This is a genomic window from Streptomyces sp. NBC_00094, from assembly GCF_026343125.1.
Classification (GTDB): domain Bacteria; phylum Actinomycetota; class Actinomycetes; order Streptomycetales; family Streptomycetaceae; genus Streptomyces.
In genome coordinates this window covers 413,348-439,694 of sequence record NZ_JAPEMB010000001.1, presented here as the reverse complement: position 1 = coordinate 439,694, position 26,347 = coordinate 413,348, and the positions used below count along the sequence as shown (strand labels likewise).

Below are 26,347 nucleotides of genomic sequence, written 5' to 3'. Positions count from 1 at the left end.
GAGGAGACCGGGACGCCTGCGATCTGCGCCGATCACCCCTTGATCGCGATCGGGCTTGACCTTGACCTTGGGTCAAGGCTGCAGGCTCTTCACATGGCCGCTCGACGGCCAGGCAGCCACCAGGCCGCCGTGCGAACTCACACTGTGAACAGGAGCTTCACCATGGGAACAAGCAACAGCGGCTTCTCCGACGCGGGGCTGCGCCGACTGCGCGAGGTGCTGGCACGGCACGTCGAGTCCAAGAAGATTCCCGGCCTCGTCGCCCTGGTCAGCCGTGGCGGCCGGACGCACGTCGAAGCGATCGGGACGATGCGTCATGACGGTGGCTCGCCGATGCGCCGGGACACGATCTTCCGGATGGCGTCCACGTCCAAGCCGGTCACGATGGCGGCGGCGATGATCCTGCTCGACGAGTGCCGGCTGCGGCTGGACGACCCGGTGGATCCTTGGCTGCCCGAACTCGCCGACCGGCAGGTGCTGAAGCGGCCCGACGGGCCGCTGGACGACACCGTGCCGGCACAGCGGCCGATCACCGTACGGGACCTGCTGACCTCCACGTTCGGGCTCGGAGTGGACTTCGAGTCGATGGCCTCCCCGATCAGGGCCGCGACCTTCGAGCGTCTCGACTACAGCGTGGCCTCCGGGCCGGCGCCCGAGCCGGACGAGTGGATGCGCCGCCTCGGTGAACTGCCGCTGCAGTACCAGCCCGGAGTGCGGTGGCAGTACGACCTCAGCAACGAGGTGGTCGGCGTGCTTGTCTCCAGGGTCACAGGACAGTCGTTGGAGGCGTTCCTGCGCGAACGCATCCTGGATCCGCTGGGGATGAAGGACACCGCCTTCCACGTGCCCGCCGACAAGATCGACCGACTGCCGCCCCTGTACGGGCCCGACCCGCGGACCGGCGAGTTCGTCGTGTGGGACGAGGCGGCAGGGGGAAGGTCCAGCGTGCCTCCCGCGTTCCAGGGCGCCGGCGGCGGACTGGTCTCCACCGCCGACGACTACCACGCCTACTTCCGGATGCTGCTGAACAACGGGATGCACGGGAGCGAACGGATCCTGTCCCGGGCCGCCGTCGAGCTGATGACCACCAACCGTCTCTCGTCCGAGCAACTAGCCGCCCGGGAGGCGATGTTCGGCAACGTCGCCCACCTGTCGTCCGGTCAGGGGTCGAGCGGCGGCTGGGGCTTCGGGATGGCGGTGCGTACACATCGCGGCGACTACGCGCCCGTCGGCCAGTTCGGCTGGTTCGGCGGTACCGGCACCACGGCCTACGCGGACAGGACCAACCAGCTCACCGGTGTTCTGCTCACCCAGGTCGGACTGTCCACCCCGGACTCGCCGCGCGCCATGAACGACTTCTGGACCACGCTCTACCAGGCCATCGACTGACAACGGGCTCGACACCTGCTGTGCGGCTGGGGGCCAGGGCGGTGTCGAGAGGGACTACTCCCGGGTGCCTTCGCCGACGGGTGTTCGGCCGTCGACGTCCATGCGTGGACGCCGAGGTCGGCCGGGCCGGACGGGCGTGAGTGCCCGCACAGAGCCCCGCCGCATGGGGCAGGCGGGCGGCGCGGCAGTGCCGTTGACGTCATGCCGTGCGGTGGCGACGGGACGAGTGGCGCGTTACCGTCCGAGATGTTGCATATCCAACCATTTTGTCTCTCTATAGCTATAGCTGGAGATGGAGCCCATGGTGGCCGGTTCACAGCAGGCATCGTCCTTCACCGCCGCGATCAACAAGGCGGCGTTGGAGTCCTACGCGATGGAGGACCGTGCCGACTTCGCCGACGTGGACCGCGGGTTCGTCGCCGGCTTCCCGGAGAAGCTGTACAGCGACGAGGGCGACCTGCTGCGGGACGGGCGGATCCTCGACTACGTCACGGACGACGCGCCGGCCCCGGACTCGGTGAACCCGAGCCTGTGGCGGCAGTCCCAGCTGATCAAACGCGAGGGCCTCTACAAGGTCGTCGAAGGCCTCTACCAGGTGCGGATGAGCGCGAACATCACGATCGTCGACGCCCCGGACGGCCTGGTCGTGATCGACTTCGGCATCGACGTCGGACTGACGAAGGCCGCCCTGGAGCTGTTCCGGCGCGAGACCGGGAACGACAAGCCGGTGGTGGCCGCGATCTACACCCACACGCACTTCGACCACTACGGCGGTATCAAGGGGATCGTCGACGAGGCCGATGTCGCCTCCGGAAAGATCCCGATCATCGCACCGGGCACGATCGAGTCGTTCAACAAGCACGCGATCGGCGAGAACGTCATCACCGGCAACGCGATGTCCCGGCGGATGGCGTACACCTTCGGGCTGCTGCTGCCGCACTGCGACTGCGGGGTGGTCACCGGCGGCCTCGGGCCCGAGGACGACGGCTTCCGCACGAAGATCAGCTACATCCCGCCCACCGATCCGATCACCCGGACGGGCGAGACGCGTACGCTCGGCGGTTGGACGTTCGAGTTCCTCTACGCCCCGGACACCGAGGCGCCGGAGGAGATGCACATCTGGATCCCCGCGATCAAGGCGCTCACCTGCGCGGAGAACGCCAACCACAGCATGCACAACATCCAGACCATCCGGGGTGCCCGCACCCGCGACGCCCGGAACTTCGCCCGCTACCTGGACGAGACCCTGGTCCGCTGGGGCGAGGAAGTCGAGGTCCACTACGGTCCGCACACCTGGCCGATGTGGGGCAACGAGAACGTCGTCGCGTTCCTGGAGTCCCAGCGCGACATGTACAAGTACATCCACGACCAGGCGCTGCGGCTGGCCAACCAGGGCCTGACACCGCTGGAGGCCGCCGAGATCGTCGAACTGCCCGATGCCATCGGCAAGAAGTGGTTCAACCGCTACTACCACGGCGGCCTGCACCACAACGTCCGTGCCGTCTTCCACAAGGAACTCGGCTTCTGGGACGGGGATCCGGCCACCATCATGCCGCTGCTCCCTCAGGACCACGCCAGGCGGCACGTCGACCTCATCGGCCGCGACAGGATCCTCAAGGAGGGCCGTGACGCGATCGAAGGCGGCGACTACCGGTGGGCCGTCCAGGTCCTGCACCACCTCGTCTTCGCCGACCCCGACGACACCGAGGCCAAGGACCTCCAGGCCGACGCGTACGAACAGCTCGGCTACCAGGCCGAAGTCCCGCAGTACCGGGCCATCTTCCTCACCGCCGCGCAGGAACTCCGCGAGGGCGTGCGGACGGAGGGCGGCGTCCATACCGGCAGCATCGACACCATCCTGGCCATGCCCGTCGATCTGCTCTTCGACTTCGTCGGCGTCCACGTCGACGGCGCCAAGGCCGCCGACGTCGACATCCGCATCGACTTCACCTTCGCCGACTCCGGCGGGGACTGGACCATGTGGGTGCGCAACGGCGTCCTGAACGCCCGCCCCGGCCATGCCGGCGACGCGCAGCTGACGGTGAGGGGCTCCAAGGCCGCACTCGCCGGGCTCCTCCTTGCCCCCGGCCGTGCCGCCGAAGTCGTCAAGGAGCACGGACTGACCACGGAGGGAGACATGGCGGCGCTCACCGCACTCGGGGCCGTGGTCGAGACGTTCGACCCCCACTTCCCCCTCGCGACCCCGTAACCGGGGACGCGGGAGCCCCCTTACGCGGTCAGGCGGCCTGTCGTGGCACAGTCGCCTGTCGCGGTCAGTCGGTGCGGCGGTGGCGGCGGGCCATGGCCGTGCCGCCGAGGGCCGTGGCGCTCAGGCCCACAAGGATGGCCACGTAGGCGCCGCCCAGCCCGTTGCCGGTGCCGAGGCCACCGTCGGCCGTGGCCGCGACCAGTACGCCGAGGGCGAGGCTGATGAGCCCCGCCACCGTGGCCATGACCGCCCCGAGTGGGCCGTTGGCCGTGCCGAGGCGACCGGCGGGGCGGGTCAGTGCCAGCCAGGCGATGACCAGGCCGGCCAGCCCTACCAGCGCGCCGCCGGCGGACCCGATTCGCCCGAGGCTGAAGTCGTAGACGTCGGCGGCGACCGGCTGGGCCGAGGCGTACGCGGCTGCCGGTGCGGCAAGCCAGAGACCTCCGAGCAGGGTGGCCGTGGTGGCGGCAAGCAAGCGACGTATGGACATGACGGTGCTCCTTCTCTTCCTACGACGGGATGCCGTCGATCATGTCCGCGGGACCCGCCGTCGGTCGTCCGGCAGGCGCAGGCACTTCACCCTGCCGCCGTTGCCGCAGCCGGCTACCGCGGACGCGGCAGGAACCGCGAAAGTACTGCGTGCGCGGTAGTCGTCCACTCGTCCGCCGGCGGGATCCGCCCGCAGCGGCCCCGGGCTAGGGCCTGTCTGACAATTCCCGCCGGGTCCGGCCCGCCCGGCACGCACGCTCGACGCACGGCCGAAACGTCCACGTAGCCCGCTACGAGGACGTCCCGACCGCACGCCGATCGCACGCACCGAACGCCCCGGCCTGATCCGACGCGAATTGTCAGACAGGCCCTAGGGTGCGCGCATGGACAAAGGACGGTTGGCTGTTCGCGCCGGTGTCAGAGACGGGGCGATCGCCGTCGGCGTCGCCGTGACGCTGCTGATCACGGGGCTGTCCGGGCAGCACACCGCGGAGAACCTCGACCTGCTCGGCTACGCGCTGCTGGCAGCCGGCGGCCTGGCGCTGGCCGCGCGCCGCCGGGCTCCGGTTCCCGTCCTGGCCGTCACCGGGCTGTGCGCGGTCGGGTACCAGGCGGTCGGCTTCGACGTGCCTGCCGTCGCGTACCTGTTCGCGGTGTACGCCGCCGTACGGGAGGGACGCCGCACCATCACCGTGGCGGCGAGCGTGATCGTGCTCGCCTTCCTCCCGCTCGCGGCCCTGGCCTCGGGTCTGCACGACACGAGTGAGGCCTTCGCACAGGCGCGCAGTGCCCTGGAGATCGCCTGGCTGGTCGCGGCCGGCGCCGCGGGTGAGGCGCTGCGGCAGGCCGAACGGCGGGCGGACGAGGCCGAGCGCACCCGCGAGGAGACCGCACGGCGCCGCGCCGACGAGGAGCGGCTGCACATCGCGCGGGAGCTGCACGATTCGCTCACCCACCAGATCTCGGTCATCAAGGTGCAGTCCGAAGCCGCCGTCCACGTGGCCCGCAAGCGGGGCGAACAGGTACCGGAGGCGCTGCTGGCGATCCGGGAGGCCGGTCGCGAGGCGGCCCGGGAGCTGCGAGCGACGCTGGAGGCGCTGCGTGACGACGACACGACCCCGCCGCACGGGCTCGACCACATTCCGGAGTTGGTGGAGCGTGCCGGCCGGACCGGCCTTGAGGCGACGCTGACGATCGAAGGCCGACGGCACGAGGTGCCGGCCGCGGTGGGCCGGACCGCCTACCGGATCGTTCAGGAGTCGCTCACCAACGTCGCCCGTCACGCCGCCGCCACCACGGCGTCGGTCCGCATCGACTACCGGCCGGACTCCCTCGCCCTCCAGGTCGACGACGACGGCAGGGCCACGCCGGACATCGCCTCGGAGCCCGGCATCGGGCTGCTCGGGATGCGCGAACGGGTCACCGCCCTCGGCGGTCACCTGCGGGCGGCTCCCCGCCGCGAGGGCGGCTTCACCGTCCAGGCCGAACTCCCCGTGGAACGAGTGTCGTGATCCGTGTCCTGCTGGTCGACGACCAGCCGCTCATCCGCAGCGGATTCCGCGCCTTCCTCGACCTCGAGGACGACATCGAGGTCGTGGCCGAGGCCGCCGACGGGCAGCAGGCCCTGGAGCACGCCAGAGAGCACCTGCCCGACATCGCGCTCATCGACATCCAGATGCCCGTCATGGACGGCATCGAGGCGACGCGGCGCATCGCCGCGGATCCGGCCCTGGCCGGGGTGCACGTCGTGATCCTGACCAACTACGGCCTGGACGAGTACGTCTTCGACGCGCTGCGCGCCGGTGCTGCCGGATTCCTCGTCAAGGACATCCTGCCGGAGGACTTCCTGCATGCCGTACGGGTCGCCGCGCGCGGCGACGCCCTGCTGGCACCGTCGATCACCCGCAAACTGATCAACCGGTACGTCGCCCAGCCGCTCCCGACCGGCGCCGGCACGGGGCTGGACCAGCTGACCGGCCGCGAACGCGAGGCCGTCCTCCTGGTCGCGCAGGGGCTGTCCAACGACGAGATCGCGGGCCGCATGGTGATCAGCCCATTGACCGCGAAGACCCACATCAACCGTGCCATGGCCAAACTCCATGCTCGCGACCGGGCCCAACTCGTGGTCCTCGCCTACGAATCCGGCTTGGTGACCCCGCGCACCTCCTGACAGTCGCCGGTGGCAGCACAGCACGCGTGAGGCCCGGATCCTGTGGATCCGGGCCTCACGTCACTTCAGTAGCGGGGACAGGATTTGAACCTGCGACCTCTGGGTTATGAGCCCAGCGAGCTACCGAGCTGCTCCACCCCGCGTCGGTAGGTACAACACTACGCTATCCACGGCACCCCTCAGGACCATGCGCTCTCCTCAGGGCTCGGGGCCCCCGCCGCGTCGCGGACAGAGCCGTACGGGTGACAAGCGGGGCTAGGGGGTGTCTTGCCGATCAGGCCGGGCTCGCCAAGACACCCCCTAGCGGTGCGTCACGCCGGGTCGGGGATCTCCTGTTCCGTCCAGATCGTCTTGCCGGCGTCGCCGTAGCGGACGCCCCAGCTCTGCGAGAGCTCGGCGCAGATGAACAGGCCTCGACCGCCCTCGTCGTGTGTCCGGGCGTGGCGGAGGCGCGGTGCGACGGGGCTGGTGTCGCTCACCTCACAGGTGAGGGCGCGGCCCTTGATCAGGCGGATGGTGAGGGGCGGGGTGCCGTAGCGCACGGCGTTGGTGGCCAGTTCACTGACGATGAGCTCCGTGGCGAGCGACAGTTCGTCGAGCCCCCAGGCGGTCAGTTGGCGCCGGGTCGCGGCCCGGGCGATGGCGACGGCCTCCGGGACGGACGGCAGGTCCCAGGTGGCGACGAGACCCGGGTCCATGCCCTGGGTCCGGACGAGGAGCAGGACCGCGTCGGCGCCGGGCGAGGGCGCCGGGACGGTGCGTACGGCATCGGCGCACAGGTCGTCCAGCGGGCGCCCGCCGTCCGCGAGGGCCTGCCGCAGCCGCTCGAGGCCCGCCGCCCTCCCGCTCTCGGACACGGACAGGAACGCGTCCGTGCAGAGCGCGATGACGCTCCCCTCGGACAGGTCCAGGCTCAGGCTCGCGAGCGGTGCTCCCTCGCCGCCGCCCAGCGGGGGACCGGGGGTGATGCCGACCGTCTCGGTGGTTCCGTCGGGATGCGCGAGCACCGGTCGCGGGCCGCCGGCGAGGGCGATGACACAGTTCAGGGCCAGCGGGTCGTACACCGCGTAGAGGCAGTCGGCGGTCAGCACCTGGCTCCGCAGCGGGTCGCCGGACGGCAGGTCGGCGCGTTCGGCTGCGAGGCGTGTCACCGTCTCGTCGAGGCGGGCGAGGAGCTCGTCGGGCTCCAGGTCGAGGGAGGCCAGGGAGTGCAGGGCCGTACGGATCTGGCCCATCGCCATGGCGGCGTGGATGCCGGTGCCGGAGACACACCCGACGGTGAGGGCGGTCCGCCCGCCGGAGAGCGGGAAGACGTCGAACCAGCCGCCGCCGGCCTCGACCGCCTGGGCGAAATGAGCGCTCTCCACGGCGGCCTCGTGCGCGGGTCGCTGCGGCAACAGGCGACGCTGCAGCGTCAGCGCGATGGTGTGTTCCCTCGTGTAGCGGCGCGCGTTGTCGATGTGGAGCGCGGTCCGCGTGGCGACCTCCCACGCGAGGGTGAGGTCCTCGTCCACGAACAGGTCGCGCCCCGAGGCACGGTGGAGGCTCAGCGTTCCGAGGACCTGGTCCCGGATCGTCAGGGGCGTGACGATCGCGGAGTGCGCGCCCGAGGGGCGCGTGGTCCGGGTCGGCCGAGGGTCCGCGTCGGGGTCGTCGTCCGGGTGGTACGTGACCAGATGCGGCCGCAGGTCGGTGAGGGACTGGAGCCACGCCCCGGGGAAGCGGAACGGTCCCGTACCGCCGGCCGGCGCGTCCCGCCGGTGATCCGTCGAGGCGAACGCCGTACGCCGCAGGGGTGTGTCGGGCCCGATGGGCGCCGACGGGGGAGCGTCGCCCCGGACGACCGGGTCCAGCAGGTCGATCACCGCGGTGTCGGCGAAGGCGGGGACGAGCACGTCGACGAGCTCGGCGCAGGTGGCGTTCAGGTCCAGCGTCGTCCCCACGTGCTCCCGTACGGAGTCGAGAACCCGGGCCCTGGCCAGGGCGCGCTCGCGGACGGTGACGTCCACCACCGCCGTGGAGACGCCCAGGACCCGCCCGTCGGCGTCCTGGAGCCGGAACACGGAGGCGGAGTACACGTGTTCGTGATCCGGGTCCTCGGGCGGCCGGACGCGTATCAGCCTGTCCAGCGCGGGCTCTCCGGTGGCCAGCACCTCGCGGACGATCGCCTCGGCGGCGGTGGGGTCGGACAGCCGGAACGCGTCGTCGAGGCGGTGGCCGAGCACGCGGGCGGAGCCGATCCGGCTCATCGCCGACGCCGCGGTGTTCACCCGCAGGACGCGCAGCTCCGGATCGAGCACCTGCATCCCGATGGGCGACTGCGTGAACAGCGCGTTCAGCAGCGCCTGGTCGCGCGCCTCCTCGTCCTTGTCCGACCGCCTCAGGTGGACGCTCCATCCCGATCCGCCGCCGCGCAGCGTCACGGGCAGGACGAGAAGGCCGGGCAGCTCCGTCGTGGCGTCGGACGGGCCGGCGACGCTCGGCGTCCCCGATCCCGGCCAGAGGTCGGCGAGGGGGCGGCCGATGGCCTCGGACGTGCCGCGGTCGAACAGGGACCTGGCCTCCTGGCTCCAGCCGACCACGACTCCCGCTGCGTCGACCACGAGCAGCGCGTTGTCCGGTGCCATGAGTAGATCCCCTCCGTGTGTCGCACTCCGACGGCGGACGGGCCGGCCAGGCGGACCGGACGACCGCGCCCGGCCAGGTCCCTACCAGGGTGCCTCGCCAGGGAGAAGGCCGCACATCGACGCCCGGCGTGGCGCGCTCCCGAATCGCGGGCGGCCGGAGGACCGGGGGTGGACGGACGACCTCAGACCGTCGCCGCCGCCGCGGAAGCCGTCCTCTCGGAAGCCGTCCTCTCGGAAGCCGTCCTCTCGGAACCCGTCCTCCCGGATGTCGTCCTCTCGGAACCAGCCCTCCCGGAACCCGCCCTCTCGGAGCTCGTCCTCCCCTCGCCGCGGAAGGTCCGCCGGTAGGCGAGCGGGGTGACGCCGATGGCGGCGTGCAGGTGCTGGCGCAGCGAGGTTCCGGTGGCGAAGCCGACCTGGCCCGCGATGTCGTCCACGGCCAGGTCGGTGGTTTCGAGGAGCTGCCGGGCGCGGGAGACCCTCTGCTGGATCAGCCACCGCCCCGGGCTCATGCCGACCTCCTCGTCGAACCGCCGGGCGAAGGTGCGCAGGCTCATCCGGGCGTGGCCGGCGAGGTCGCTCAGGGCGATCGGCTCGTGCAGGCGCCGCAGCGCCCACTGCCGGGTCGCCGACGTGTCGTTGGCCGTGGCCTCGGGGACCGGCTGCTCGATGTACTGGGCCTGACCGCCGTCCCGCCAGGGCGGTGCGACGCACATACGGGCCACCCGGTTGGCGACGGCGGCGCCGTGGTCGCTCCGTACGAGGTGCAGGCAGACGTCCACCCCCGAAGCGGCGCCCGCCGACGTCAGGACGGACCCGTCGTCGACGAAGAGGACGTCCGGGTCCACTGCCACCTGCGGGAACCACGAGCGGAAGGTCTCCACGAGCGCCCAGTGCGTCGTGGCGGGCCGGCCGTCGAGCATCCCGGCGGCGGCGAGCACGAAGGCACCGGTGCAGATGGACACCAGCCGGGTCTCCGGGCGCACGGTCGCCAGTGCCTCGGCGACCGCCGGGGGCACCTCGCGGGAGAGGAGCGACACGTCGAAGGGCGGCAGCACCACCGTGTCGGCCGTGCGCAGCACCTCCGGCCCGTGCGCGACGGTCACCGAGAAGTCGGCGTTGGTACGGACCGGACCGCCGTCCACGGAGCAGGTCAGCACCTCGTAGAACTCGGGCGTGGCACCGAACACCCGGTTCGGGATCCCCAGCTCGAAGGGGTACACCCCGTCCAGGGCGAGGACGACGACACGGTGGCGGTTCTCCATGGCAGAATCCTGTCGAAAGATGGCAATCATGCCATGGTACGCCGTGGGGCCGGCGGCGACGCTGGTGTGCATGACGAACCACCGCACCATGCGCGCCATGAGCCAGGACACCCACGGCACCCCCGACGTCCTCCGGGAGGTCGTGCTCCCGCGGCCCGAGCCGGGCCTCAACGAGATCCTCGTCGCCGTCCGCGCGGCCGGCGTCAACCCGACCGACTGGAAGCACCGCTCCGCCGTCCTCTTCCTCGACCGGCTGCCCCTCGTCCTCGGCTGGGACGTCTCCGGAGTCGTGGAGGCCGTCGGCTACGGCGTGACCATGTTCAAGCCGGGCGACGAGGTCTTCGGGATGCTGCCCTACCCGTACGGAGTCGGCTCGCACGCCGAGTACGTGACGGGCCCCGCCCGCGCCTTCGCCCACAAGCCGGCCGGCATCGACCACGTCCAGGCCGGAGCCCTGCCGCTCGCCGCCCTCACCGCGTACCAGGCGATCGTCGACACCGCCCGGGTCGGCCCCGGGCAGCGTGTCCTCGTCCACGCGGCCGCCGGCGGAGTCGGTCACCTCGCCGTCCAGATCGCCAAGTCCCGTGGCGCGTACGTCATCGCCACCGCGAGCGCCCCGAAGCACGACTTCGTCCGCTCGCTCGGCGCGGACGAGGTCGTCGACTACCGCTCGGTCGACTTCGCCGAGGTCGTCCGGGACGTCGACGTGGTCCTCGACCCGGTCGCGGGGGACACCCGCGTCCGCTCGCTCGGCGTCCTCCGCCCCGGCGGCGTCCTCGTCTCCCTCCTCCCGGGCAGCGACCCGGACGAGCCGGCGAAGGCGGCCGCGCGGGGAGTGCGGGTGGAGACTCTCCTCGTGGAGGCCGACCACGCCGGGATGAACGCCGTCGCCGGCCTCGTCGAGTCGGGCGCCCTGCGCGCCCACGTCGAGGCCGTCTTCCCGCTCGCCGACGCGGCCGAGGCGCACGCGCTCGGTGAGACCGACCGCACCACGGGCAAGATCGTCCTCGTGGTGGACGGGACTCCGGCCACGGAGGCCTGAGGATTCCCGGCGCGGGGCGCTGGTGTCCTCCTCCCCGCCCGGGCCGTTGGCCGGTCGGGTCGGGTCGGGTCGGGTCGGGTCGGGTCGGGTCGGGCGGCCGGACCTGGACGGGATCGGACGGGCGGCGATGACGAAAGGGCCGGCCCCGCGCGATGTGCGCGGGGCCGGCCCCTTCAGTGGTACGTCCCTCGGGCGTGAGGGCGCACGGTCAGTCCGTGCCGAACTCCATCGCCGCGCGGTCCAGCATCTCCTCGTCCCCGGAGACCTCGCCGCGGGAGGCGATCGCCTCGGCGCCGCCCTCCGGCATCGTCCCGATGAGACCCGTCGCGGCCGCCTGGGCGGCGCCGATCGCCGGGTTGGAGGTGCCGATCAGGCCGATGCTCGCGTACTGCTCCAGCTTGGCGCGGGAGTCGGCGATGTCGAGGTTCCGCATCGTGAGCTGGCCGATCCGGTCCACCGGGCCGAACGCCGAGTCCTCGGTGCGCTCCATGGAGAGCTTGTCCGGGTGGTAGCTGAACGCCGGGCCCGTCGTGTCGAGGATCGAGTAGTCCTCGCCGCGCCGCAGCCGCAGGGTCACCTCGCCGGTGACGGCCGCGCCGACCCAGCGCTGGAGCGACTCGCGGACCATCAGGGCCTGCGGGTCCAGCCAGCGGCCCTCGTACATGAGACGGCCGAGACGCCGTCCCTCGTTGTGGTACTGGGCGAGGGTGTCCTCGTTGTGGATGGCGTTGACGAGCCGCTCGTAGGCCGCGTGCAGCAGGGCCATGCCGGGCGCCTCGTAGATGCCGCGGCTCTTCGCCTCGATGATCCGGTTCTCGATCTGGTCCGACATGCCCATGCCGTGGCGGCCGCCGATGGCGTTGGCCTCCATCACCAGGTCGACGGGGGAGGCGAACTCCTTGCCGTTGATCGTCACGGGGCGGCCCTGCTCGAAGCCGATCGTCACGTCCTCGGTGGCGATCTCGACCGACGGGTCCCAGAACCGCACGCCCATGATGGGCTCCACGGTCTCCACACCGGTGTTCAGGTGCTCCAGGGTCTTCGCCTCGTGCGTGGCGCCCCAGATGTTGGCGTCGGTGGAGTACGCCTTCTCCGTGCTGTCCCGGTAGGGGAGGTCGTGGGCGAGGAGCCACTCCGACATCTCCTTGCGGCCGCCGAGTTCCGTCACGAAGTCGGCGTCCAGCCACGGCTTGTAGATCCGCAGGTGCGGGTTGGCCAGCAGGCCGTACCGGTAGAACCGCTCGATGTCGTTGCCCTTGAACGTCGAGCCGTCGCCCCAGATCTGTACGTCGTCCTCGAGCATCGCCCGCACCAGGAGGGTGCCCGTGACGGCGCGGCCGAGCGGCGTGGTGTTGAAGTAGGCACGCCCGCCCGAGCGGATGTGGAACGCTCCGCAGGTGAGCGCGGCCAGGCCTTCCTCGACCAGCGCGGCACGGCAGTCGACCAGACGGGCGATCTCGGCGCCGTAGGCCTTCGCACGGCCGGGCACCGAGGCGATGTCGGGCTCGTCGTACTGGCCGATGTCGGCGGTGTAGGTGCAGGGGACGGCGCCCTTGTCGCGCATCCACGCGACCGCGACCGAGGTGTCGAGGCCGCCCGAGAAGGCGATGCCGACGCGCTCGCCGGCGGGAAGGGAGGTGAGGACCTTAGACATGGGAAGAGTATGCATCATCCTGCATGGTCATGCAACGTGAGTCCTCGTGAGGTTCGGTGCCGCGTGGCCTTACCCCTGGTACGGTCCCTCACCGACCGTCGCTCCGCACGGGGAGCGCCGGCGTCCGGGAGGGGTGGGGCGCGTGCAGCGAACGACAGGGGTACTTCCCGAGGATCTCGCCGAGGCGATACGGGGGACCGCCGAGGACATCGCGGAGGTGCTGCGCGCGCCGCGGGGTGCGGGAGGCGCCCGGGGGAGCGCCGCCGGGCACGTCGGGGGTCTGCCGGTTCCCCGCTCCGTCTGGACGGTCGGCGAGGCCGCCGCCCACCTGGCCCAGGCGAACGCCCTCATGGCCGACCTCGCCGCCGGCCGCGAGCGCCCCTACGGGGACGGCACGCCCGGGAGCCTGGCCGAGGCCAACGAGCGTGCCCTGGCCGGTTTCGCGGAGCGCGATCCCGGCGCCCTGGCCGAGATGATCACGGCGCAGGCCGCCGCCTTCCTCGCCGACGTCGAGCGGCGCGACCCTTCCGAGGTCGTCAGCACCCCGCTCGGCCCGATGGGCCCGGCCGTCCTCGGCTCGTACCTTCTGACGCACATGCTCGGCCACGGATACGACCTGGCCCTCGCCCTCGGCCGCCCCCACATGCTCGACGCCCGCCGGGTCGTCCTCACCCTCCCGTTCATGACCACCGCCATGCCGAGGGTGACCGACCCGGCCGCGGTCGCCGGTCTGACCGCCCGCTTCGCGGTACGGCTCCGGGGCGGCCCGGGCTTCGGGGTGACCGTCACGGACGGCGAGGTCGAGGTCGCGCAGGAACCGCCCGCCCGCCCGGACTGCACGATCCTCACCGAGCCCGTCGCCTTCCTGCTCCTCGCCCTGGGACGGCTCGACCCGTGGCCCGTCATCGCCCGGGGCAAGGCGCTCGGCTGGGGGCGCAAGCCCTGGCTCGCGCCACGCTTCCCCCGCCTCTTCCGCGCCCCCTGAGCGCCCCGCGCGCAGCCGCGGGCGGATGGATGGATGCTGGAGGTAACCGGGCGAACGGCCGCCGGGACCACCCGGGCGGTCGGCCCCGGGGAGCGACGTGCGAGGAGGCAGACCATGACACGCACCCTGGAGTGGACGGTCGGCCTGGAACTGGTCGAGGAGAGCGGCAGGACGGAGGCCGAGGCCCGGCTGAAGACGGGTAACTCGACCCTCACGGGTCACGGCACCGCCCGCTGCAACCCGGCGGACGTGGACGTTCCGGCGATCGGCGACGAGCTCGCCGCGAGCCGGGCGATGAAGGACCTGGCCGGCAAGCTCATGCGGGAGGCCAACCGGGAGATGGAGGCGGTGGGCGCGGGGACCGTACCCCAGCACACCGGTCCCGGATACGGCTGGCCGGAGGCGGTCTCCTGACGGAGCCGCCACCCGCCCCGGGGGTCCGGCCGGACGAGACCGCCGGGCCGGACCCCTTGCGGCCGTCGCCACCCGCGGCGCGGTCGCCGCTCCTGAGCGGAGCCGTGGCCGCCCGGTCGCTCCTGTGTGGAGCCGTAGCCGCACGGTCGTCCTCCGTGGAGCCGTAGCCACGCGGTCGTTCCGCGCACAGCCGTAGCCACCCGGTCGTTCCCCCGCGCAGCCGTACCACCCGGTCGCTCCTACGCGGAGCCCTCCCCGCCCTCGTCCTCGTGCGCGACCAGCCGGTCGATGACCTCGACCACGCCGTCCACCGACTCGCACAGCTGGACCAGGATCGGGGCGAGTTCCGGGCTCTCCAGGGTGCCGCTGAGCGTCACCAGGCCCTCGTCGACGTCGATGTGCACGGCGGCGGGGGAGAGGCGCAGGATGCGGACGACGACGTCCTCCCGGATCTCCTCCTGGATCAGGCGGTCCCGCCGCAGGAACAGCTGAAGCAGGTCGCTGCGGCTCAGTACCCCGATGAGCCGCCCGCCCGCGTCCACCACCGGCAGCCGCTTCACGCGGTGCCGCTCCATCAGGCGGGCCGCCTCGACCGCCGTCCATGAGGGGCGGGCCGTCACGACCGGGCTGGACATCATCGCCTCGGCGGTGCTCGGGCCGTCCTTCGAGGTGTGCCGCCGCAGGAGGTCGGCCTCGGAGACCACGCCCACGGGCCGGTTCTCGTGGTCGACGACCGGGACCGCGGTGATGCCGTACTCGTCGAGGAGCCGTGCGATCTCCTTGAACGAGGTCCCGGGCTGCACCGCGACCGCGTTCGGCGTCATCAGGTCCGCGACACTGCGGTGCCTCATCGTCCGTTCCGTCCCTTCCGCGTTCCGGACTCCATGGTCCCGCACCGGAGGTAGTCCTGGTGTGAGGGGGTGGGCCCCCGAGGCGCGACAAGGGCTTGCAGGCTTGTCATGGACATGGTTACTTTCGGGTAAGTCGCGGTTCCGAGAAGGAAGAAGGACCCCTCATGCCCTCCCCTCGCACGCAACGACACCGCCGGTTCGGCGGAGCCCTCGCGATCGCCCTCGCCCTCCTCGCCGCGTCCGGCGGCACGGGCACGGCCGCCCCGGGAGTGCGGAGCGCGGGGGCCCCCGCCGGACTGCGCGAGGTGATGTTCGTCGGCAACAACTGGGACGGCACGGCCGACGTCATCGAGTCCCGGGGCGACTTCGGCCGCATCGGGCGGCTGAACGTCGTCCCCGACCGGGAGGAGCGGCTGCGGGAGATCTACCTCAACCCGGTGAAGCTCGCCTTCTTCCTCGGCGTCCGGAGTGGGCCGGGGGAGGGGCACGACCAGTTCGTCGACGACATGTACGCCACTCCCGACGGCTCCTCCATGGTCGTCTCCCGGCCCAGCTTCGCCGATGTCGTCTCCCTCGACCTGCGCACCGGCCGCATCAACTGGCGCTTCCCCGTCGCCGGTTACCGCGCCGACCACATGGCCGTCTCGCCCGACGGCACCCGGGTCGCCGTCTCCGCCTCCACGGCGAACACGGTCCACGTCCTCGACATCGCCACCGGCCGCGAACTGGGCTCCTTCACGACCGGCGACAAGCCCCACGAGAACGTCTTCACCTCCGACGGCCTCCTCTGGAACATGTCCATCGGCGAGGTCACCACCGCCCTCGACGCCCCCTGGCTCGACTGGACCAAGGGTGACCGCCGCATCACCGTCGTCGACGCCCGCACGTTCGAGACCGTCCGGGTGATCGACATGCGCGCCCGCCTCGACGCCTTCGGCCGCTCGGACCTCTCCGACGCCGTCCGGCCGCTCGTCTTCACGCCGGACGAGAAGAAGCTCTACTTCCAGGTCTCCTTCCTCAACGGATTCCTGGAGTACGACATCGCCACCGACCGGATCACCAGGGCCAAGTACCTCCCGGGCAGTCCGTCGACCGACCCCGACCGCACGAGCTGGGTCAACGACTCGCGCCATCACGGACTTTCGATGAGCCCCGACGGTGGCAAGCTCTGCGTCGCCGGCACGATGGACGACTACGCCACCGTCGTCGACCGCACGACCCTCAAGGAGGGCCCGCTCGTCGCCGTGTCCAAGCCCTACTGGGCGACCGTCAGCGGCGACGGCAGGTCCTGCGTCGTCTCCGAGAGCGGCGCCGACCGCGTCACGGCGATCGACTTCGCCACCGGCCTGCGGGTGGCCACCGTGGACGTCGGTGACCACCCTCAGCGTGTGCGACTCGCCCGCGTGCCCGCCGACTGGACGGGCCCCGCGGGGAGTTGAGCGTCAGGTGCGGTGAACCGCGACCTCGTGGAGCGAGTAGCCCCACTGGGTCGCGCGCCGCACCCCCTGGATCCGTACGTACCGCGCGGACTGCGAAGCGAACTCCGCCGTGTCGTAGCCGCCGTCGCCGGCGTCCGTGGACCACGCCGTCCGCCAGTCCGTGCCGTTCTCCGACAACTCGATGCGGTACTCCCGCGCGTAGGCCCGCTCCCAGTCGAGGGTGACCTTGCCCACCCGGTGCACGGAGCCGAGGTCCATCTGGAGCCACTGCCCGTCCGACCAGTTGCTCGCCCAGCGCGTGCCCGTGTCACCATCGACGGCCCGGCCCGGTGCGTAGCTGGTGAACGGGTGCCACTCCGCGGAGCTGGCCGAAGTCGCCGCGCCCGAGGCGAGGTTGATCCCCGGTTCGTGCTTCTCGGTCGACTTCCACGTGGTCAGGTACGACTCCGCGCCGGACGCCAGCTCGTCCACGACGCCCTGGCCGCCGCTGAGCCGGATCTGCTCGATCCAGTCCGGGACCAGGCCGTTGTGCGCGGCGCCGTCGGTGTTGAGGTCCCAGGTGCGCTCGCCCGTCACCTGACGGTCGATCACCGAGCCGCCGTCGGCGCTGCGGAAGGGGTACTTCACGGCGTTCGGCGCGTCCGGGCCGACCGGACCCGGCCAGCCGCCGACGCCGTTCATGTCCGTGCCGTAGCCGAGGCCGACCCCGTACTTCTCGCGGAGGTCCGCCTTCTGGCCCGCCTCGCCGATGAAGCCCTCGGCGCCGTGCATGTACTGGGCGACGAAACCGCCGAGGCGGTAGAGCCGCTCGGTCCAGTCGAGGTCCATCCAGCTGTGGGTGGACAGGACGCCCGGGTACTCCTCGGACTCCAGGATGTCGAGCGCGCGGCCCGCGGCCTTGACGCTCATGTGGTCGAGCTCCAGCATCATCCCGCGGTCGATCATGCCCCGCAGGGCGTGCTCGCCGAGTCTGGTGAGGCCCCGGGTGTTGCACTTGGCGTCGGAGGCGTACGAGGGCACGCTCACCCCGGCCGGCAGCTTCTGGGCCATCACGGGCGCGGCGGCCAGGCCGATCGGGTTGTCGTGCTGCGGGCCCGCGCACTGCTCCGTGGCCCAGAAGGTCCCGGTGGACAGGAACTGACCGATGTTCACGGCCGTGCCGATGGCGCCCTGGTCGAAACGCACCCCGCACAGGGCGTTGTCGAACTTGTGGCACAGGAACATGCTGCGCACGCCGAGCCCGTACAGCTCGTCGAGGCCGCGGTCGATGTCCGCCTTGTCGCACTGGGCGACGTCGAGGATCTGCTTGCAGCCGAACGGCTCCGAGGTCTCCACCCCGAGGACGACCGCGAGCTTGCCCTGCTCGACGACCGAGCGGGCCTGGGCGGAGCTGGTGACGATCCGGAACCAGCCCTTGCCGGGGCCGCCGTACATCCCGTCGACGTAGTTCTGGAGCTCGTACGTCTTCCGGGCCTGCAGCCGGATCGACTCCATCTCGTCGCAGCCTCGGTCGCGGGGCAGGATCGAGCAGATCAGGCCGTTCGTCACGAGGTCGTTGACGAGCACGCGCTGCCCGCCACGCCACGCGCGCTCGACCCAGGCGTAGTAGTTCTGCTGGTGGGTCAGGGAGTTGTTGGCGGGCCAGTCCTTGAACGAGGGCCAGCCGACCGGGTCGTGCGTGCCGTCCGCACCGCCGGTGACGTTCTCGAAGAGCGCGCCCCGGCCGTCCGGGTAGTGCTCGGGGCAGTCCTTGAGCGCGTCGGCGATGCCCGCCGTGGAGAACGTCTGGCCGCAGATCAGCCGGCCGCCGAACCCCTCGTTGGACATGAGGTGGTTGTGCGCGTCGACGAAGCCGCGCACCTTCCCCTGGGCGTCGGTGCCGGTGAACGGTGTACCCGTGACGTTGATCCCGGAGTCCGGTGCGGGGCGGGAGGTGGGCTCCCACCACGCGCCGGTGGCGGATCCGGCGGCGGCCGCGGGGACCGGGCCGGAGCCGAAGAGGAGCGCCGCGAGGGCGAGGAACAGCGCGAGAAGGGCGGATCTGCCGCCGTTCCTGCGCGGTGAGGGTCGAGTCATGGTCGGGGAGGCCTCCGGTGGATGGGGGTGTGCCGGGCGCCCCGAGGATTGCGGTGTCGAGCCAGTGAGTCAAGAGTCCGGGACAAACGACCTGTTGGCGAAGTGACCGACCAGTAGGACGTCAGCCCTCGATCAGCGCCACCAACTGATCCGCCGTCATGTCCAGCTGATCGTCCGCGACTTGTTCGTCGCCGAGAACCAGGAACTGGAGGGTGAGCCCGTCGATCGCCGCGGCGAGATACCGCGCGAGCACCTCCACCGGCACCCGGGGCTCCGCGCCCCGCACCACGCCCACCTGGTCGATCAGGGCGGCCGCGGACGCCACGTACTGCTCGTACTGGGCGCGGGCCAGATGTTCGAACCCCGGCTCGCGCAGGGCGTACTGGGTGAGGTCGTACGTCAGCATGTGCTCACCGGGGTGGGCCGTGACGTGGTCCCAGTACGTCCGCAGCCCGGCCCGCACGGTCTCGCGCAGCGTGGCCCGCGGCTCGACCGCCGACTTCACCCGGGCGACGTAGTTCCCGGTGATCGTCTCGATCGCCGCTTCGAGCAGCGCCTGCTTGGAGTCGAAGCAGTAGTGGAAGACGCTCAGCGAGACACCCGCCTCGGCGCAGATCGACCGTGTGGTCGTCCGCGCCACTCCGTCCCTGGTCATCGCCCTGATCGCCGCCTCGACGAGCTGCGTGCGTCGTTCGGCCGACGGCATCCGCGCCATGGTTCCTCCTCGCGTCCGGCGACAGGGTAAGGCGCGAGGGCGCGGCGCGTCAGGGGCGGGGTGTGCCGACCGGGCGTCAGCCCCGGTCCAGGTCCAGCACCTCGCGCAGCGCCGCCACCGCGTGCGCGCGGTGTTCGTCGAGCCACCGTACGGCGGCGTCCTCGTCGCCGTGGAGCAGCGCGGAGAGCACGGCGCGGTGCTCGTGCACGGCCTGCTCGCGGTGCGCGGTCTCCGTGTAGTACAGCGAGCGGTACGCGTCGGTGGAGTCCCACAGGGTCGCGATGAGGCGGACGAGACGCGGCATCCCGGACGCCTCGATCAGGGTGAAGTGGAAGCGCCGGTTCGCCGCGGCCATCGCGGGCACGTCGCCGTCCTCGGAAGCCCGCTCCACGTCCCGCTGGATGGACTCCAGCGCGGCGAACGTACCGTCCGGCATCCGCCGCACGGCCATGCGCACCGCCTCCGTCTCCAGGAGCTCCCGGATCCGGTAGATCTCCTCCAGGTCGGCGAGGGAGAGCTCCGCGACGAAGTACCCGCGGTGTATGTGGTGCACGACGAGCCCCTCGGCCTGCAGGGACTGCAGCGCCTCCCGCAGCGGCACCCGGCTCACGTCGAGCCGCGCCGCGAGCGCGTCCTGGCGGATCTGGTCGCCGGGCTTGAGCTCCCCGCTGGTGATGGCGCGCCGCAGTTCCTCGAGGACGAACTGCTGGGCGGTCTGCGGCCGCCGTTTCTGCACCGCGCTGCTCATCGCCTGTCGCCTTCCGTTCCTCGCGTCGTCCACCGACGGGTCCCGCCGCCGGTGACGACCGTCTTTCCGACCACCATCTTCCTATGGATCACGGTGTGCGCGCGGGCCGTCCCAGCGCGGCGAGCAGGCCGTCGGTGTGCTCGCCCAGGCGCGGGGGAGCGCTGCGGTACGAGGGCGGGGTGGCGTCGAGCCGGATCGGGTTGACGACCTGGCCGGGGCCGGCCTCGGACTCCGGGACGCGCGGGGCGAGTCCCAGCCGGTCGGCGAGGTCGAAGGCGGCGGCCAGGTCGTTGATGGGGCCGCAGGGCACCCCGGCGGCGGTGAGCTCCTCGAACCAGCCGTCGGCGGTACGGGTGGCGAGCGGCCCGGCCAGCGCGGGGACCAGCTCCTCGCGGTGGGCGACCCGGGCCGTGTTGGTCGCGAAGCGCGGGTCGTCGGCGAGTTCGGGCCGGCCGAGCCGTTCGCACAGGGTGCGGAACTGCCGGTCGGTGCCGACGGCGAGGACCAGCGGCCTGTCCAGCGCCTCGAAGACCTCGTACGGGGCGATGCTGGGGTGCCTGTTGCCCATCGCGCGCGGGACGACCCCGGCCCCGAGGTGCGCGGCGGCCTGGTTGGTGAGCGCCGACAGCAGCGAGGTGAGCAGGGAGACCTCGACGCGCTGGCCCTCGCCGGTGCGCTCGCGGTGCCGGAGCGCCGCGAGCACCCCGAGGCCCGCGTGCAGGCCGGTGATGACGTCGACGAGCGCGACCCCCGCCTTCGTACCCTGACCGTCCGGTTCGCCCGTCACGCTCATGAGTCCGCCCATGGCCTGGACGAGCAGGTCGTAGCCGGGCAGATGGGCCCCTTCGGCGGTGCCGAAGCCGGTCACCGAGCAGTAGACGAGCCCCGGATTGCCCACGCGCACGTCCTCGTATCCGAGGCCGAGCTTCTCCATCGTGCCCGGGCGGAAGTTCTCCACCAGGACGTCCGCGCGGTCGACGATCTCGCGGGCCGTCGCCAGGTCGGCGGGGTCCGTGAGATCGAGGGAGACGGAGCGCTTGTTCCGGTTCACCCCGAGGAAGTAGGTCGCCTCGCCGCCGGCGAACGGCGGACCCCAGGCCCGCGTGTCGTCACCCGAACCGGGTCGCTCGATCTTGATGACGTCCGCGCCCAGGTCGGCGAGGAGCATCGTCATGTACGGCCCTGCGAGCACCCGGCCGAAGTCGGCGACGACGATCCCGGCCAGTGCGCCCGCCGCCGGCACGCCCGGCACATCCGGCGAGTCCGGCACGTCCGGCGCGGCCGAAGTGTCCGGTGTGCCCGGTCGATCTGCGCACATTCCGCTCTCCCTCGCTGGCGATGCCGGCCATCGGATCCCGTCGTCGGACAGTACGGCTCGACGATCGGATTTTCCATACTGGATCCAATATCCGATCTGGCGCTACGCTTCGGCTCGCCGAGTTGCCACAGTCGCCAGTCGCCAGTCGCCAGGAGGCCGTCCGTGAAGTCGCCGTCCACCCCCGTCCACCCCTTCGACCTGCTCGCCATCGACGGACTCCTCACCGACGAGGAGCGTGAGATCCGCCGGACCGTCCGCGCCGCCGCCGACCGCGAGCTGCGGCCGCACGTCGCCGGCTGGTTCGAGAAGGGCGAGATCCCGGCCCGGGAGCTCGCCCGTACCCTCGGCGGACTCGGCGTGCTCGGCATGCACCTGGAGGGGTACGGCTGCGCGGGCACCAACTCCGTCGCGTACGGACTCGCCTGTCTGGAACTGGAGGCCGTCGACTCCGGCCTGCGCTCCCTCGTCTCCGTCCAGGGCTCCCTCGCCATGTACGCGATCTGGAAGCACGGCTCCGAGGAGCAGAAGCAGCGCTGGCTGCCGAAGATGGCGGCGGGCGAGTACATCGGCTGCTTCGGCCTCACCGAGCCCGACGCGGGCTCCGACCCCGGGGCGATGCGGACCAACGCCAAGCGCGACGGCTCGGACTGGGTGCTCAACGGCACCAAGATGTGGATCACCAACGGCTCCGTGGCCGACGTCGCCGTCGTCTGGGCCCGGACCGAGGACGGCGTCCGCGGCTTCCTCGTCCCGGCGGGCACCCCCGGCTTCAGCGCGCCCGAGATCAAGATGAAGCTGTCGCTGCGGGCCAGCGTCACCAGCGAACTGGTCCTGGAGGACGTCCGCCTCCCGGCCGACGCGATGCTGCCCGGGGCCCGCGGCCTCTCCGGCCCGCTCGGTTGCCTCAACGAGGCCCGGTTCGGCATCGTCTTCGGCGCCCTCGGCGCCGCCCGCGACTGCCTGGAGACGGCGATCTCCTACGCCCGCGACCGGACCGTCTTCGACCGCTCGCTCGCCTCGTACCAGCTCACCCAGCAGAAGCTCGCCGACATGTCCGTCGAACTCGGCAAGGGCATGCTGCTCGCCCTCCACCTCGGCCGCCTCAAGGACGCGAGCACGCTCACCGCCGAACAGATCAGCGTGGGCAAGCTGAACAACGTACGGGAGGCGATCGCGATCGCCCGCGAGTGCCGCACGATCCTCGGCGCCAACGGCATCACCCTGGAGTACCCCGTGCTGCGCCACGCCAACAACCTGGAGTCGGTGCTCACCTACGAGGGGACGAGCGAGGTCCACTCGCTCGTCATCGGCAAGGCGCTCACGGGCGAGCAGGCCTTCCGCTGAGCGGAGGACCTGCTCGACGACGGCGGGCGGACCCTGGTCAGCCCGCCGTCACCCGGTTGACGAAGGCGTCGAGATTGGCCGTCGTACGGGCGATCCGCTCCTCGACACCGAGCGACTCCTCGTGCCGCTGTCCGCGCAGCTTCGGCTCCCGCCTGCCCCGGACGTACAGGGAGCAGGCGAGGTCGGCGCAGAGGTAGATGCCGACCGTGTTCCCCTCGCGGCCGCGGCTCCCGGCGAGCGGCGCCACCAGCAGCGTGACGCCCGAGGAGGCGTGCCCGGTCAGACAGACCTGGCACATGCTCGACTTCACGGCGCTCGTCCGGCCGATGGCCGGAACCCGCAGGGTCACTCCGACCGGGCCGTCCTCGCGGGGGACGATCAGGTGCGCGCGCAGCGGCGCACCGGGGTCGACCCAGCCGAGGAAGTCCAGGTCGTGCCAGGGGAGTTCGGCGAAGTCCAGCGGTAGCTTGAGTCGTGCCGCCTCACCCTTCGTGCAGTTCACGAAGGACGAGCGGATCTCTTTGTCGGTCAATGGTTCCACTCGTTGGACCGTACACGGATCGCCCCGGGCGGGCACCCGAATTTCCCGGCTCACGCTTGCGAGTCGGCTCACGCCCCCGAGCCGGTTAGCGCCCCCGAGGCGGCTCAGGCCACCCAGTCCGGCAGGGCCGCGCCGGCGAAGTGCCCCGGAGCCCCGTCGAGGGCCGCCGCGAGCCGCTCCGCCGCCGGCTCGTACACGTCCTCCGGCAGCGTGTACGGGATCCGCAGCCGGTGCTCGTGCGTGCCCGGGTCCACACCGAAGCGGGCGCCGCCCTCCACCCGCACCCCGTGTCGCAGGGCGCGGGCCGCGAGGGAGGAGGCGACCGGGCGGCCCAGGTCGATCCAGAGGCACATCCCGCCGGGCGGCACCGTCCAGCGCCACTCGGGCACGTGCCGGGCCAGGGCCGCGGTCAGCGCGTCCCGCCGGCGCCGCAGCTCCTCGACACGCTGCGGCAGGATCGTGTCGAGCCGGTCCATCAGCTCCACCGCGACCAGCTGGTCCAGGACGGAACCCGACAGGTCGGCGGTGATCCGGACCCGCGCCAGCTCGTTCACCACCCGCGAAGCGGCCCGCACCCAGCCGACCCGCAGCCCGCCCCAGCAACTCTTGCTCAGGGAGCCGACGGAGACGATCTGCTCGCCGTCACCCCCGCCGGCCGCCGCGGCGAAGGGCACCGGAACGGGCACGTCCAGGGCGATGTCGGTGAGCGTCTCGTCCGCCACGAGCCAGGTCCCGGTGGCGCGCGCGGCCCGCGCCAGCTCCCGGCGCTGCTCCTGCGGCATCACGTGCCCGGTCGGATTGTGGAAGTCGGGGATCAGATAGGCCAGACGAGGAGCGGTCTGCCGGAGCGCGGCGTCGACGAGCCCGGTGTCCCAGCCGGCCTCGGTCACCGGCACGGGCGTGATGCGGAGCATGCGCCCACGCATCGCGTCGAGGGCGTTCGTGTACGAGGGGTTCTCGGCCAGCACCCGGTCGCCGGTCCTGCCGAGCAGCGTCAGGACGAGCGACAGCGCCTGCTGCGCGCCGGTGGTGACGAGGATCTGCTCGGGCAGCGTCGGCAGGCCCCGGGCCGTGTACCGCTCGGCGATCGCGGCGCGCAGCACGGGCAGTCCGTACGGGTGGTAGCCCTGCGTACCGGCGTAGCGGGGCAGTTCGGCGGCGGCGGCCGTCAGCGCGGCGGCGAGCTCGTCCGCCGGGGCCTGCGGCGCGGCGAGCGCGAGGTCGATGGTCGCCCCGGCGTCGTCCTGGAAGGCACCGAGCGGGGTCGTCGTCTGGCCGTCCGGCAGCGCGGTCCAGGTGCCGGCGCCCCGGCGGCTGTGCGCGTAACCGCTCTCCCGCAGCAGGTCGTACGCCCCGGTCACGGTCGTCCGGCTCACTTCGAGGACCGTCGCGAGCTCACGCTCGGCCGGCAGCCGCAGTCGCAGCGCGACCCTGCCGTCCAGCAGGGCCTCCCGGACGGCCCGCGCGAGCTCCCGGTAGCCGAACCGGCCCTCGGGGGGCGGGGTGAGGAGCGACGCGAGCTGGCGGCCCGTCAGGGTCCGGTCCGCTGTGTGGACCACACGGGCCACTGCCATGCCAATCACTCCTTATTGGCTCTGCTGTCCAGGCCAATAAGAGTACAGAGTGCTTTTCAGTGGCCTGGTGGCCACACCTCCACGGGAAGGGAGACGACCGATGTCCGGACAGTTCACCGACCGCGACGAGCGGATGTGGCAGCAGCGTGCCGAGGAGCCCGCGGCCCGGCCCCTGCCGATCGGAGCCTGGCTCCGCGGCCTGCGCGCGGCGATCGGGGGCGGCGAGGCAGCGCACTCCACCACGGGCCGCGGCGCCGTGGCCCGCGCGGCGCGCCCCCGTGGCTACGAGCCCGCGTGACCGTGATCCGACGCGTGGAAACGCGCGTACCTCCGTACCGGACGGATCCGGTACGGAGGTACGCGGACGGGGTCAGCTCTTCGCCGGGTCGACCTTGAAGATGCGGGCCATGTCGTCGAGCACCAGGTGTGCGCCCTGGAGGGAGACCGCGGTCATCCAGATCTCGTCCTTCACCTCGTGGACGTCGCCCTTCTGCACGGCCTTCAGCCGCTTCCAGAGGGGGTTGGCCAGGAACTTCGCCTTGCGCTCCTCGCCGCCCGAGTTCGTGGTGTAGAAGATCACGTCGGCGTCGGCCTGGGCGATCTGCTCCTCGCTGATCTCGATGTTGAACTCTTCGGGGTTCTGCTGGTTGGCCGGCCGGGCGATGCCCATGTCCGACAGGATGATGCCGCTGAAGGTCTTCGGCAGGTAGACGCGGGTCGGGCCGTCGAGGAAACGGACCACGGAGGCGGTGGGCTTGCCGGCCTTGGCGTTGACCGCGGCGCCGATCGTCTTCGCGCGCGTCTCGTAGGCGGTGACCTGGTCGGTCGCCGACTTCTCCGCGCCGAGCGCCTTGCCGAGCAGGCCGATGTTCTCCTTCCAGGTCGGACCGGTCGTCTTGACGAAGACGGTCGGCGCGATCTGGCTGAGCTTCGCGTACAGCTCGTCGTGGCGGACGGTCGCGGAGACGATCAGGTCCGGCTTGAGCAGCGCGATCTGCTCCAGGTTCGGACTCTCCAGCGGGCCGACGTCCTTGGTGTCCTTGACGGCGTCGCCGAGGTAGGCCGGGAAGGTCTTCTGGTCGCGGTACGAGCCGATGCCGCCGACCAGGGTCCCGTCGAGCGCCACCACGGCCTCGACCAGGCTGTTGTCGAGGGCGACGATCCGCTTCGGCTTGGCCTTGAGCTCGGTCTTGCCCTTGTCGTGCTCGATCGTGCGCGGGAAGCCCGCCTCGGCCTTCGCGTCGGCGGAAGCGGAGCCGGCCGGCTTCCCGCCCGACTCGCCGCCGCACGCGGTGAGTCCGGCGGTGAGGGCCGCCGCGAGGGCGATGACGCCGAGCCGCTGGGACCAGCGGCTCCGGTTGAGGGTGGTCACGGGGTTCCTCCACGATCGAACAGCGAACAGCGAACAGCGAACAGCGAACAGCGAGCGGTGCTGACACCCGGTCAAAGATGACTTAGGGAAGGCTTGCCTTGGTAAGACCTGTGTGAGAATAGCGG

General features: G+C 71.8%; 22 protein-coding genes and 1 tRNA gene. 10 read left to right on the top strand and 13 right to left on the bottom strand.

What is annotated here, in order from left to right; genetic code table 11:
• The first annotated feature begins 162 nt into the window (after window positions 1-162).
• Together OG580_RS02010 and OG580_RS02005 are read left to right on the top strand one after the other, a co-directional pair.
• The gene (locus tag OG580_RS02010) at window positions 163-1,389 is read left to right on the top strand and encodes a serine hydrolase (RefSeq protein ID WP_267041901.1); all 1,227 of its coding nucleotides are present in this window, start codon (window positions 163-165) and stop codon (window positions 1,387-1,389) included.
• A gap of 301 nt (window positions 1,390-1,690) precedes the next feature.
• Entirely contained in the window at window positions 1,691-3,598 is a 1,908-nt protein-coding gene (locus OG580_RS02005) for an alkyl/aryl-sulfatase (protein WP_267041900.1), read from the top strand.
• Between the two features lie 64 nt (window positions 3,599-3,662).
• Here OG580_RS02005 and OG580_RS02000 read toward each other — a convergent pair whose 3' ends face one another.
• Entirely contained in the window at window positions 3,663-4,088 is a 426-nt protein-coding gene (locus tag OG580_RS02000) for a DUF6223 family protein (protein ID WP_267041899.1), read from the bottom strand.
• Between the two features lie 382 nt (window positions 4,089-4,470).
• Here OG580_RS02000 and OG580_RS01995 point away from each other — a divergent pair, with 382 nt between their 5' ends.
• Entirely contained in the window at window positions 4,471-5,598 is a 1,128-nt protein-coding gene (locus OG580_RS01995; RefSeq protein ID WP_267041898.1) for a sensor histidine kinase, read from the top strand.
• Window positions 5,595-6,257, top strand: a complete 663-nt coding sequence (locus OG580_RS01990) for a response regulator transcription factor (RefSeq protein ID WP_267041897.1) — start codon at window positions 5,595-5,597, stop codon at window positions 6,255-6,257. Before OG580_RS01995 ends, OG580_RS01990 begins: the two co-directional genes overlap by 4 nt.
• Before the next feature lie 69 nt (window positions 6,258-6,326).
• Here OG580_RS01990 and OG580_RS01985 read toward each other — a convergent pair.
• From OG580_RS01985 to OG580_RS01975, 3 genes are all read right to left on the bottom strand, one after another.
• Window positions 6,327-6,400, bottom strand: a tRNA-Met gene (locus OG580_RS01985).
• A 168-nt stretch (window positions 6,401-6,568) separates the two neighbouring features.
• Window positions 6,569-8,884, bottom strand: coding sequence for a SpoIIE family protein phosphatase (locus tag OG580_RS01980; protein ID WP_267041896.1), 2,316 nt, complete (start codon window positions 8,882-8,884; stop codon window positions 6,569-6,571).
• Between the two features lie 182 nt (window positions 8,885-9,066).
• Complete coding sequence (locus OG580_RS01975; RefSeq protein WP_267041895.1) at window positions 9,067-10,149, bottom strand: GlxA family transcriptional regulator; 1,083 nt, start codon at window positions 10,147-10,149, stop codon at window positions 9,067-9,069.
• Window positions 10,150-10,237: 88 nt separating this feature from the next.
• Between OG580_RS01975 and OG580_RS01970 the strand changes: the two genes are divergently transcribed.
• Complete coding sequence (locus tag OG580_RS01970; protein WP_267047856.1) at window positions 10,238-11,191, top strand: NADP-dependent oxidoreductase; 954 nt, start codon at window positions 10,238-10,240, stop codon at window positions 11,189-11,191.
• Window positions 11,192-11,399: 208 nt separating this feature from the next.
• Here OG580_RS01970 and argG read toward each other — a convergent pair whose 3' ends face one another.
• Window positions 11,400-12,845: an argininosuccinate synthase gene (gene argG, locus OG580_RS01965; protein WP_267041894.1), complete on the bottom strand. Its 1,446-nt coding sequence runs from the start codon at window positions 12,843-12,845 to the stop codon at window positions 11,400-11,402.
• 142 nt (window positions 12,846-12,987) lie between these two features.
• Between argG and OG580_RS01960 the strand changes: the two genes are divergently transcribed.
• Window positions 12,988-13,830, top strand: a complete 843-nt coding sequence (locus OG580_RS01960; RefSeq protein WP_267041893.1) for a maleylpyruvate isomerase family mycothiol-dependent enzyme — start codon at window positions 12,988-12,990, stop codon at window positions 13,828-13,830.
• Between the two features lie 114 nt (window positions 13,831-13,944).
• Window positions 13,945-14,244, top strand: a complete 300-nt coding sequence (locus OG580_RS01955) for a DUF1876 domain-containing protein (RefSeq protein WP_267041892.1) — start codon at window positions 13,945-13,947, stop codon at window positions 14,242-14,244.
• A 239-nt stretch (window positions 14,245-14,483) separates the two neighbouring features.
• Here OG580_RS01955 and OG580_RS01950 read toward each other — a convergent pair whose 3' ends face one another.
• Window positions 14,484-15,095, bottom strand: a complete 612-nt coding sequence (locus OG580_RS01950; protein ID WP_267041891.1) for a CBS domain-containing protein — start codon at window positions 15,093-15,095, stop codon at window positions 14,484-14,486.
• A gap of 164 nt (window positions 15,096-15,259) precedes the next feature.
• On the opposite strand from OG580_RS01950, the gene OG580_RS01945 reads away from it, so the two are divergent.
• Window positions 15,260-16,534: a YncE family protein gene (locus OG580_RS01945; RefSeq protein WP_267041890.1), complete on the top strand. Its 1,275-nt coding sequence runs from the start codon at window positions 15,260-15,262 to the stop codon at window positions 16,532-16,534.
• A gap of 3 nt (window positions 16,535-16,537) precedes the next feature.
• Here OG580_RS01945 and OG580_RS01940 read toward each other — a convergent pair whose 3' ends face one another.
• The 4 genes from OG580_RS01940 to OG580_RS01925 all read right to left on the bottom strand — a co-directional run bounded on the left by OG580_RS01940 (window position 16,538) and on the right by OG580_RS01925 (window position 21,391).
• Window positions 16,538-18,610 carry a discoidin domain-containing protein gene (locus OG580_RS01940; RefSeq protein WP_267041889.1) on the bottom strand — a complete coding sequence of 691 codons (2,073 nt, stop codon included), beginning with the start codon at window positions 18,608-18,610 and terminating at the stop codon, window positions 16,538-16,540.
• Between the two features lie 121 nt (window positions 18,611-18,731).
• The gene (locus OG580_RS01935) at window positions 18,732-19,325 is read right to left on the bottom strand and encodes a TetR/AcrR family transcriptional regulator (RefSeq protein WP_267041888.1); all 594 of its coding nucleotides are present in this window, start codon (window positions 19,323-19,325) and stop codon (window positions 18,732-18,734) included.
• A gap of 76 nt (window positions 19,326-19,401) precedes the next feature.
• Window positions 19,402-20,073 (bottom strand): GntR family transcriptional regulator, encoded by a 672-nt coding sequence (locus OG580_RS01930; protein ID WP_267041887.1) that lies wholly within the window; start codon window positions 20,071-20,073, stop codon window positions 19,402-19,404.
• An 88-nt stretch (window positions 20,074-20,161) separates the two neighbouring features.
• On the bottom strand, window positions 20,162-21,391 hold the full coding sequence (locus OG580_RS01925) for a CaiB/BaiF CoA-transferase family protein (protein ID WP_267041886.1): 1,230 nt from the start codon (window positions 21,389-21,391) through the stop codon (window positions 20,162-20,164).
• A gap of 162 nt (window positions 21,392-21,553) precedes the next feature.
• Between OG580_RS01925 and OG580_RS01920 the strand changes: the two genes are divergently transcribed.
• Window positions 21,554-22,735, top strand: coding sequence for an acyl-CoA dehydrogenase family protein (locus OG580_RS01920; RefSeq protein WP_267041885.1), 1,182 nt, complete (start codon window positions 21,554-21,556; stop codon window positions 22,733-22,735).
• Between the two features lie 37 nt (window positions 22,736-22,772).
• Here the strand turns inward: OG580_RS01920 and OG580_RS01915 are convergent, their stop codons facing one another.
• Together OG580_RS01915 and OG580_RS01910 are read right to left on the bottom strand one after the other, a co-directional pair.
• Window positions 22,773-23,276 (bottom strand): FBP domain-containing protein, encoded by a 504-nt coding sequence (locus OG580_RS01915; protein WP_267041884.1) that lies wholly within the window; start codon window positions 23,274-23,276, stop codon window positions 22,773-22,775.
• Window positions 23,277-23,380: 104 nt separating this feature from the next.
• Window positions 23,381-24,850, bottom strand: a complete 1,470-nt coding sequence (locus OG580_RS01910) for a PLP-dependent aminotransferase family protein (protein ID WP_267041883.1) — start codon at window positions 24,848-24,850, stop codon at window positions 23,381-23,383.
• A gap of 100 nt (window positions 24,851-24,950) precedes the next feature.
• Between OG580_RS01910 and OG580_RS01905 the strand changes: the two genes are divergently transcribed.
• A complete protein-coding gene (locus tag OG580_RS01905) occupies window positions 24,951-25,148 on the top strand; it encodes a hypothetical protein (protein WP_267041882.1) in 198 nt (65 codons plus the stop codon).
• Window positions 25,149-25,220: 72 nt separating this feature from the next.
• Here OG580_RS01905 and OG580_RS01900 read toward each other — a convergent pair whose 3' ends face one another.
• The gene (locus OG580_RS01900) at window positions 25,221-26,222 is read right to left on the bottom strand and encodes an ABC transporter substrate-binding protein (RefSeq protein ID WP_267041881.1); all 1,002 of its coding nucleotides are present in this window, start codon (window positions 26,220-26,222) and stop codon (window positions 25,221-25,223) included.
• Between the last annotated feature and the right edge of the window lie 125 nt (window positions 26,223-26,347).

Excerpts from the sequence above, each read along its gene's own strand:
- OG580_RS02010 (WP_267041901.1), top strand. The coding sequence starts at position 163 with ATGGGAACAAGCAACAGCGGCTTCTCCGACGCGGGGCTGCGCCGACTG.
- OG580_RS02005 (WP_267041900.1), top strand. The coding sequence starts at position 1,691 with ATGGTGGCCGGTTCACAGCAGGCATCGTCCTTCACCGCCGCGATCAAC.
- OG580_RS02000 (WP_267041899.1), bottom strand. The coding sequence starts at position 4,088 with ATGTCCATACGTCGCTTGCTTGCCGCCACCACGGCCACCCTGCTCGGA.
- OG580_RS01995 (WP_267041898.1), top strand. The coding sequence starts at position 4,471 with ATGGACAAAGGACGGTTGGCTGTTCGCGCCGGTGTCAGAGACGGGGCG.
- OG580_RS01980 (WP_267041896.1), bottom strand. The coding sequence starts at position 8,884 with ATGGCACCGGACAACGCGCTGCTCGTGGTCGACGCAGCGGGAGTCGTG.
- OG580_RS01975 (WP_267041895.1), bottom strand. The coding sequence starts at position 10,149 with ATGGAGAACCGCCACCGTGTCGTCGTCCTCGCCCTGGACGGGGTGTAC.
- OG580_RS01970 (WP_267047856.1), top strand. The coding sequence starts at position 10,238 with ATGCGCGCCATGAGCCAGGACACCCACGGCACCCCCGACGTCCTCCGG.
- argG (WP_267041894.1), bottom strand. The coding sequence starts at position 12,845 with ATGTCTAAGGTCCTCACCTCCCTTCCCGCCGGCGAGCGCGTCGGCATC.
- OG580_RS01955 (WP_267041892.1), top strand. The coding sequence starts at position 13,945 with ATGACACGCACCCTGGAGTGGACGGTCGGCCTGGAACTGGTCGAGGAG.
- OG580_RS01950 (WP_267041891.1), bottom strand. The coding sequence starts at position 15,095 with ATGAGGCACCGCAGTGTCGCGGACCTGATGACGCCGAACGCGGTCGCG.
- OG580_RS01945 (WP_267041890.1), top strand. The coding sequence starts at position 15,260 with ATGCCCTCCCCTCGCACGCAACGACACCGCCGGTTCGGCGGAGCCCTC.
- OG580_RS01940 (WP_267041889.1), bottom strand. The coding sequence starts at position 18,610 with ATGACTCGACCCTCACCGCGCAGGAACGGCGGCAGATCCGCCCTTCTC.
- OG580_RS01935 (WP_267041888.1), bottom strand. The coding sequence starts at position 19,325 with ATGGCGCGGATGCCGTCGGCCGAACGACGCACGCAGCTCGTCGAGGCG.
- OG580_RS01930 (WP_267041887.1), bottom strand. The coding sequence starts at position 20,073 with ATGAGCAGCGCGGTGCAGAAACGGCGGCCGCAGACCGCCCAGCAGTTC.
- OG580_RS01925 (WP_267041886.1), bottom strand. The coding sequence starts at position 21,391 with ATGTGCGCAGATCGACCGGGCACACCGGACACTTCGGCCGCGCCGGAC.
- OG580_RS01910 (WP_267041883.1), bottom strand. The coding sequence starts at position 24,850 with ATGGCAGTGGCCCGTGTGGTCCACACAGCGGACCGGACCCTGACGGGC.
- OG580_RS01905 (WP_267041882.1), top strand. The coding sequence starts at position 24,951 with ATGTCCGGACAGTTCACCGACCGCGACGAGCGGATGTGGCAGCAGCGT.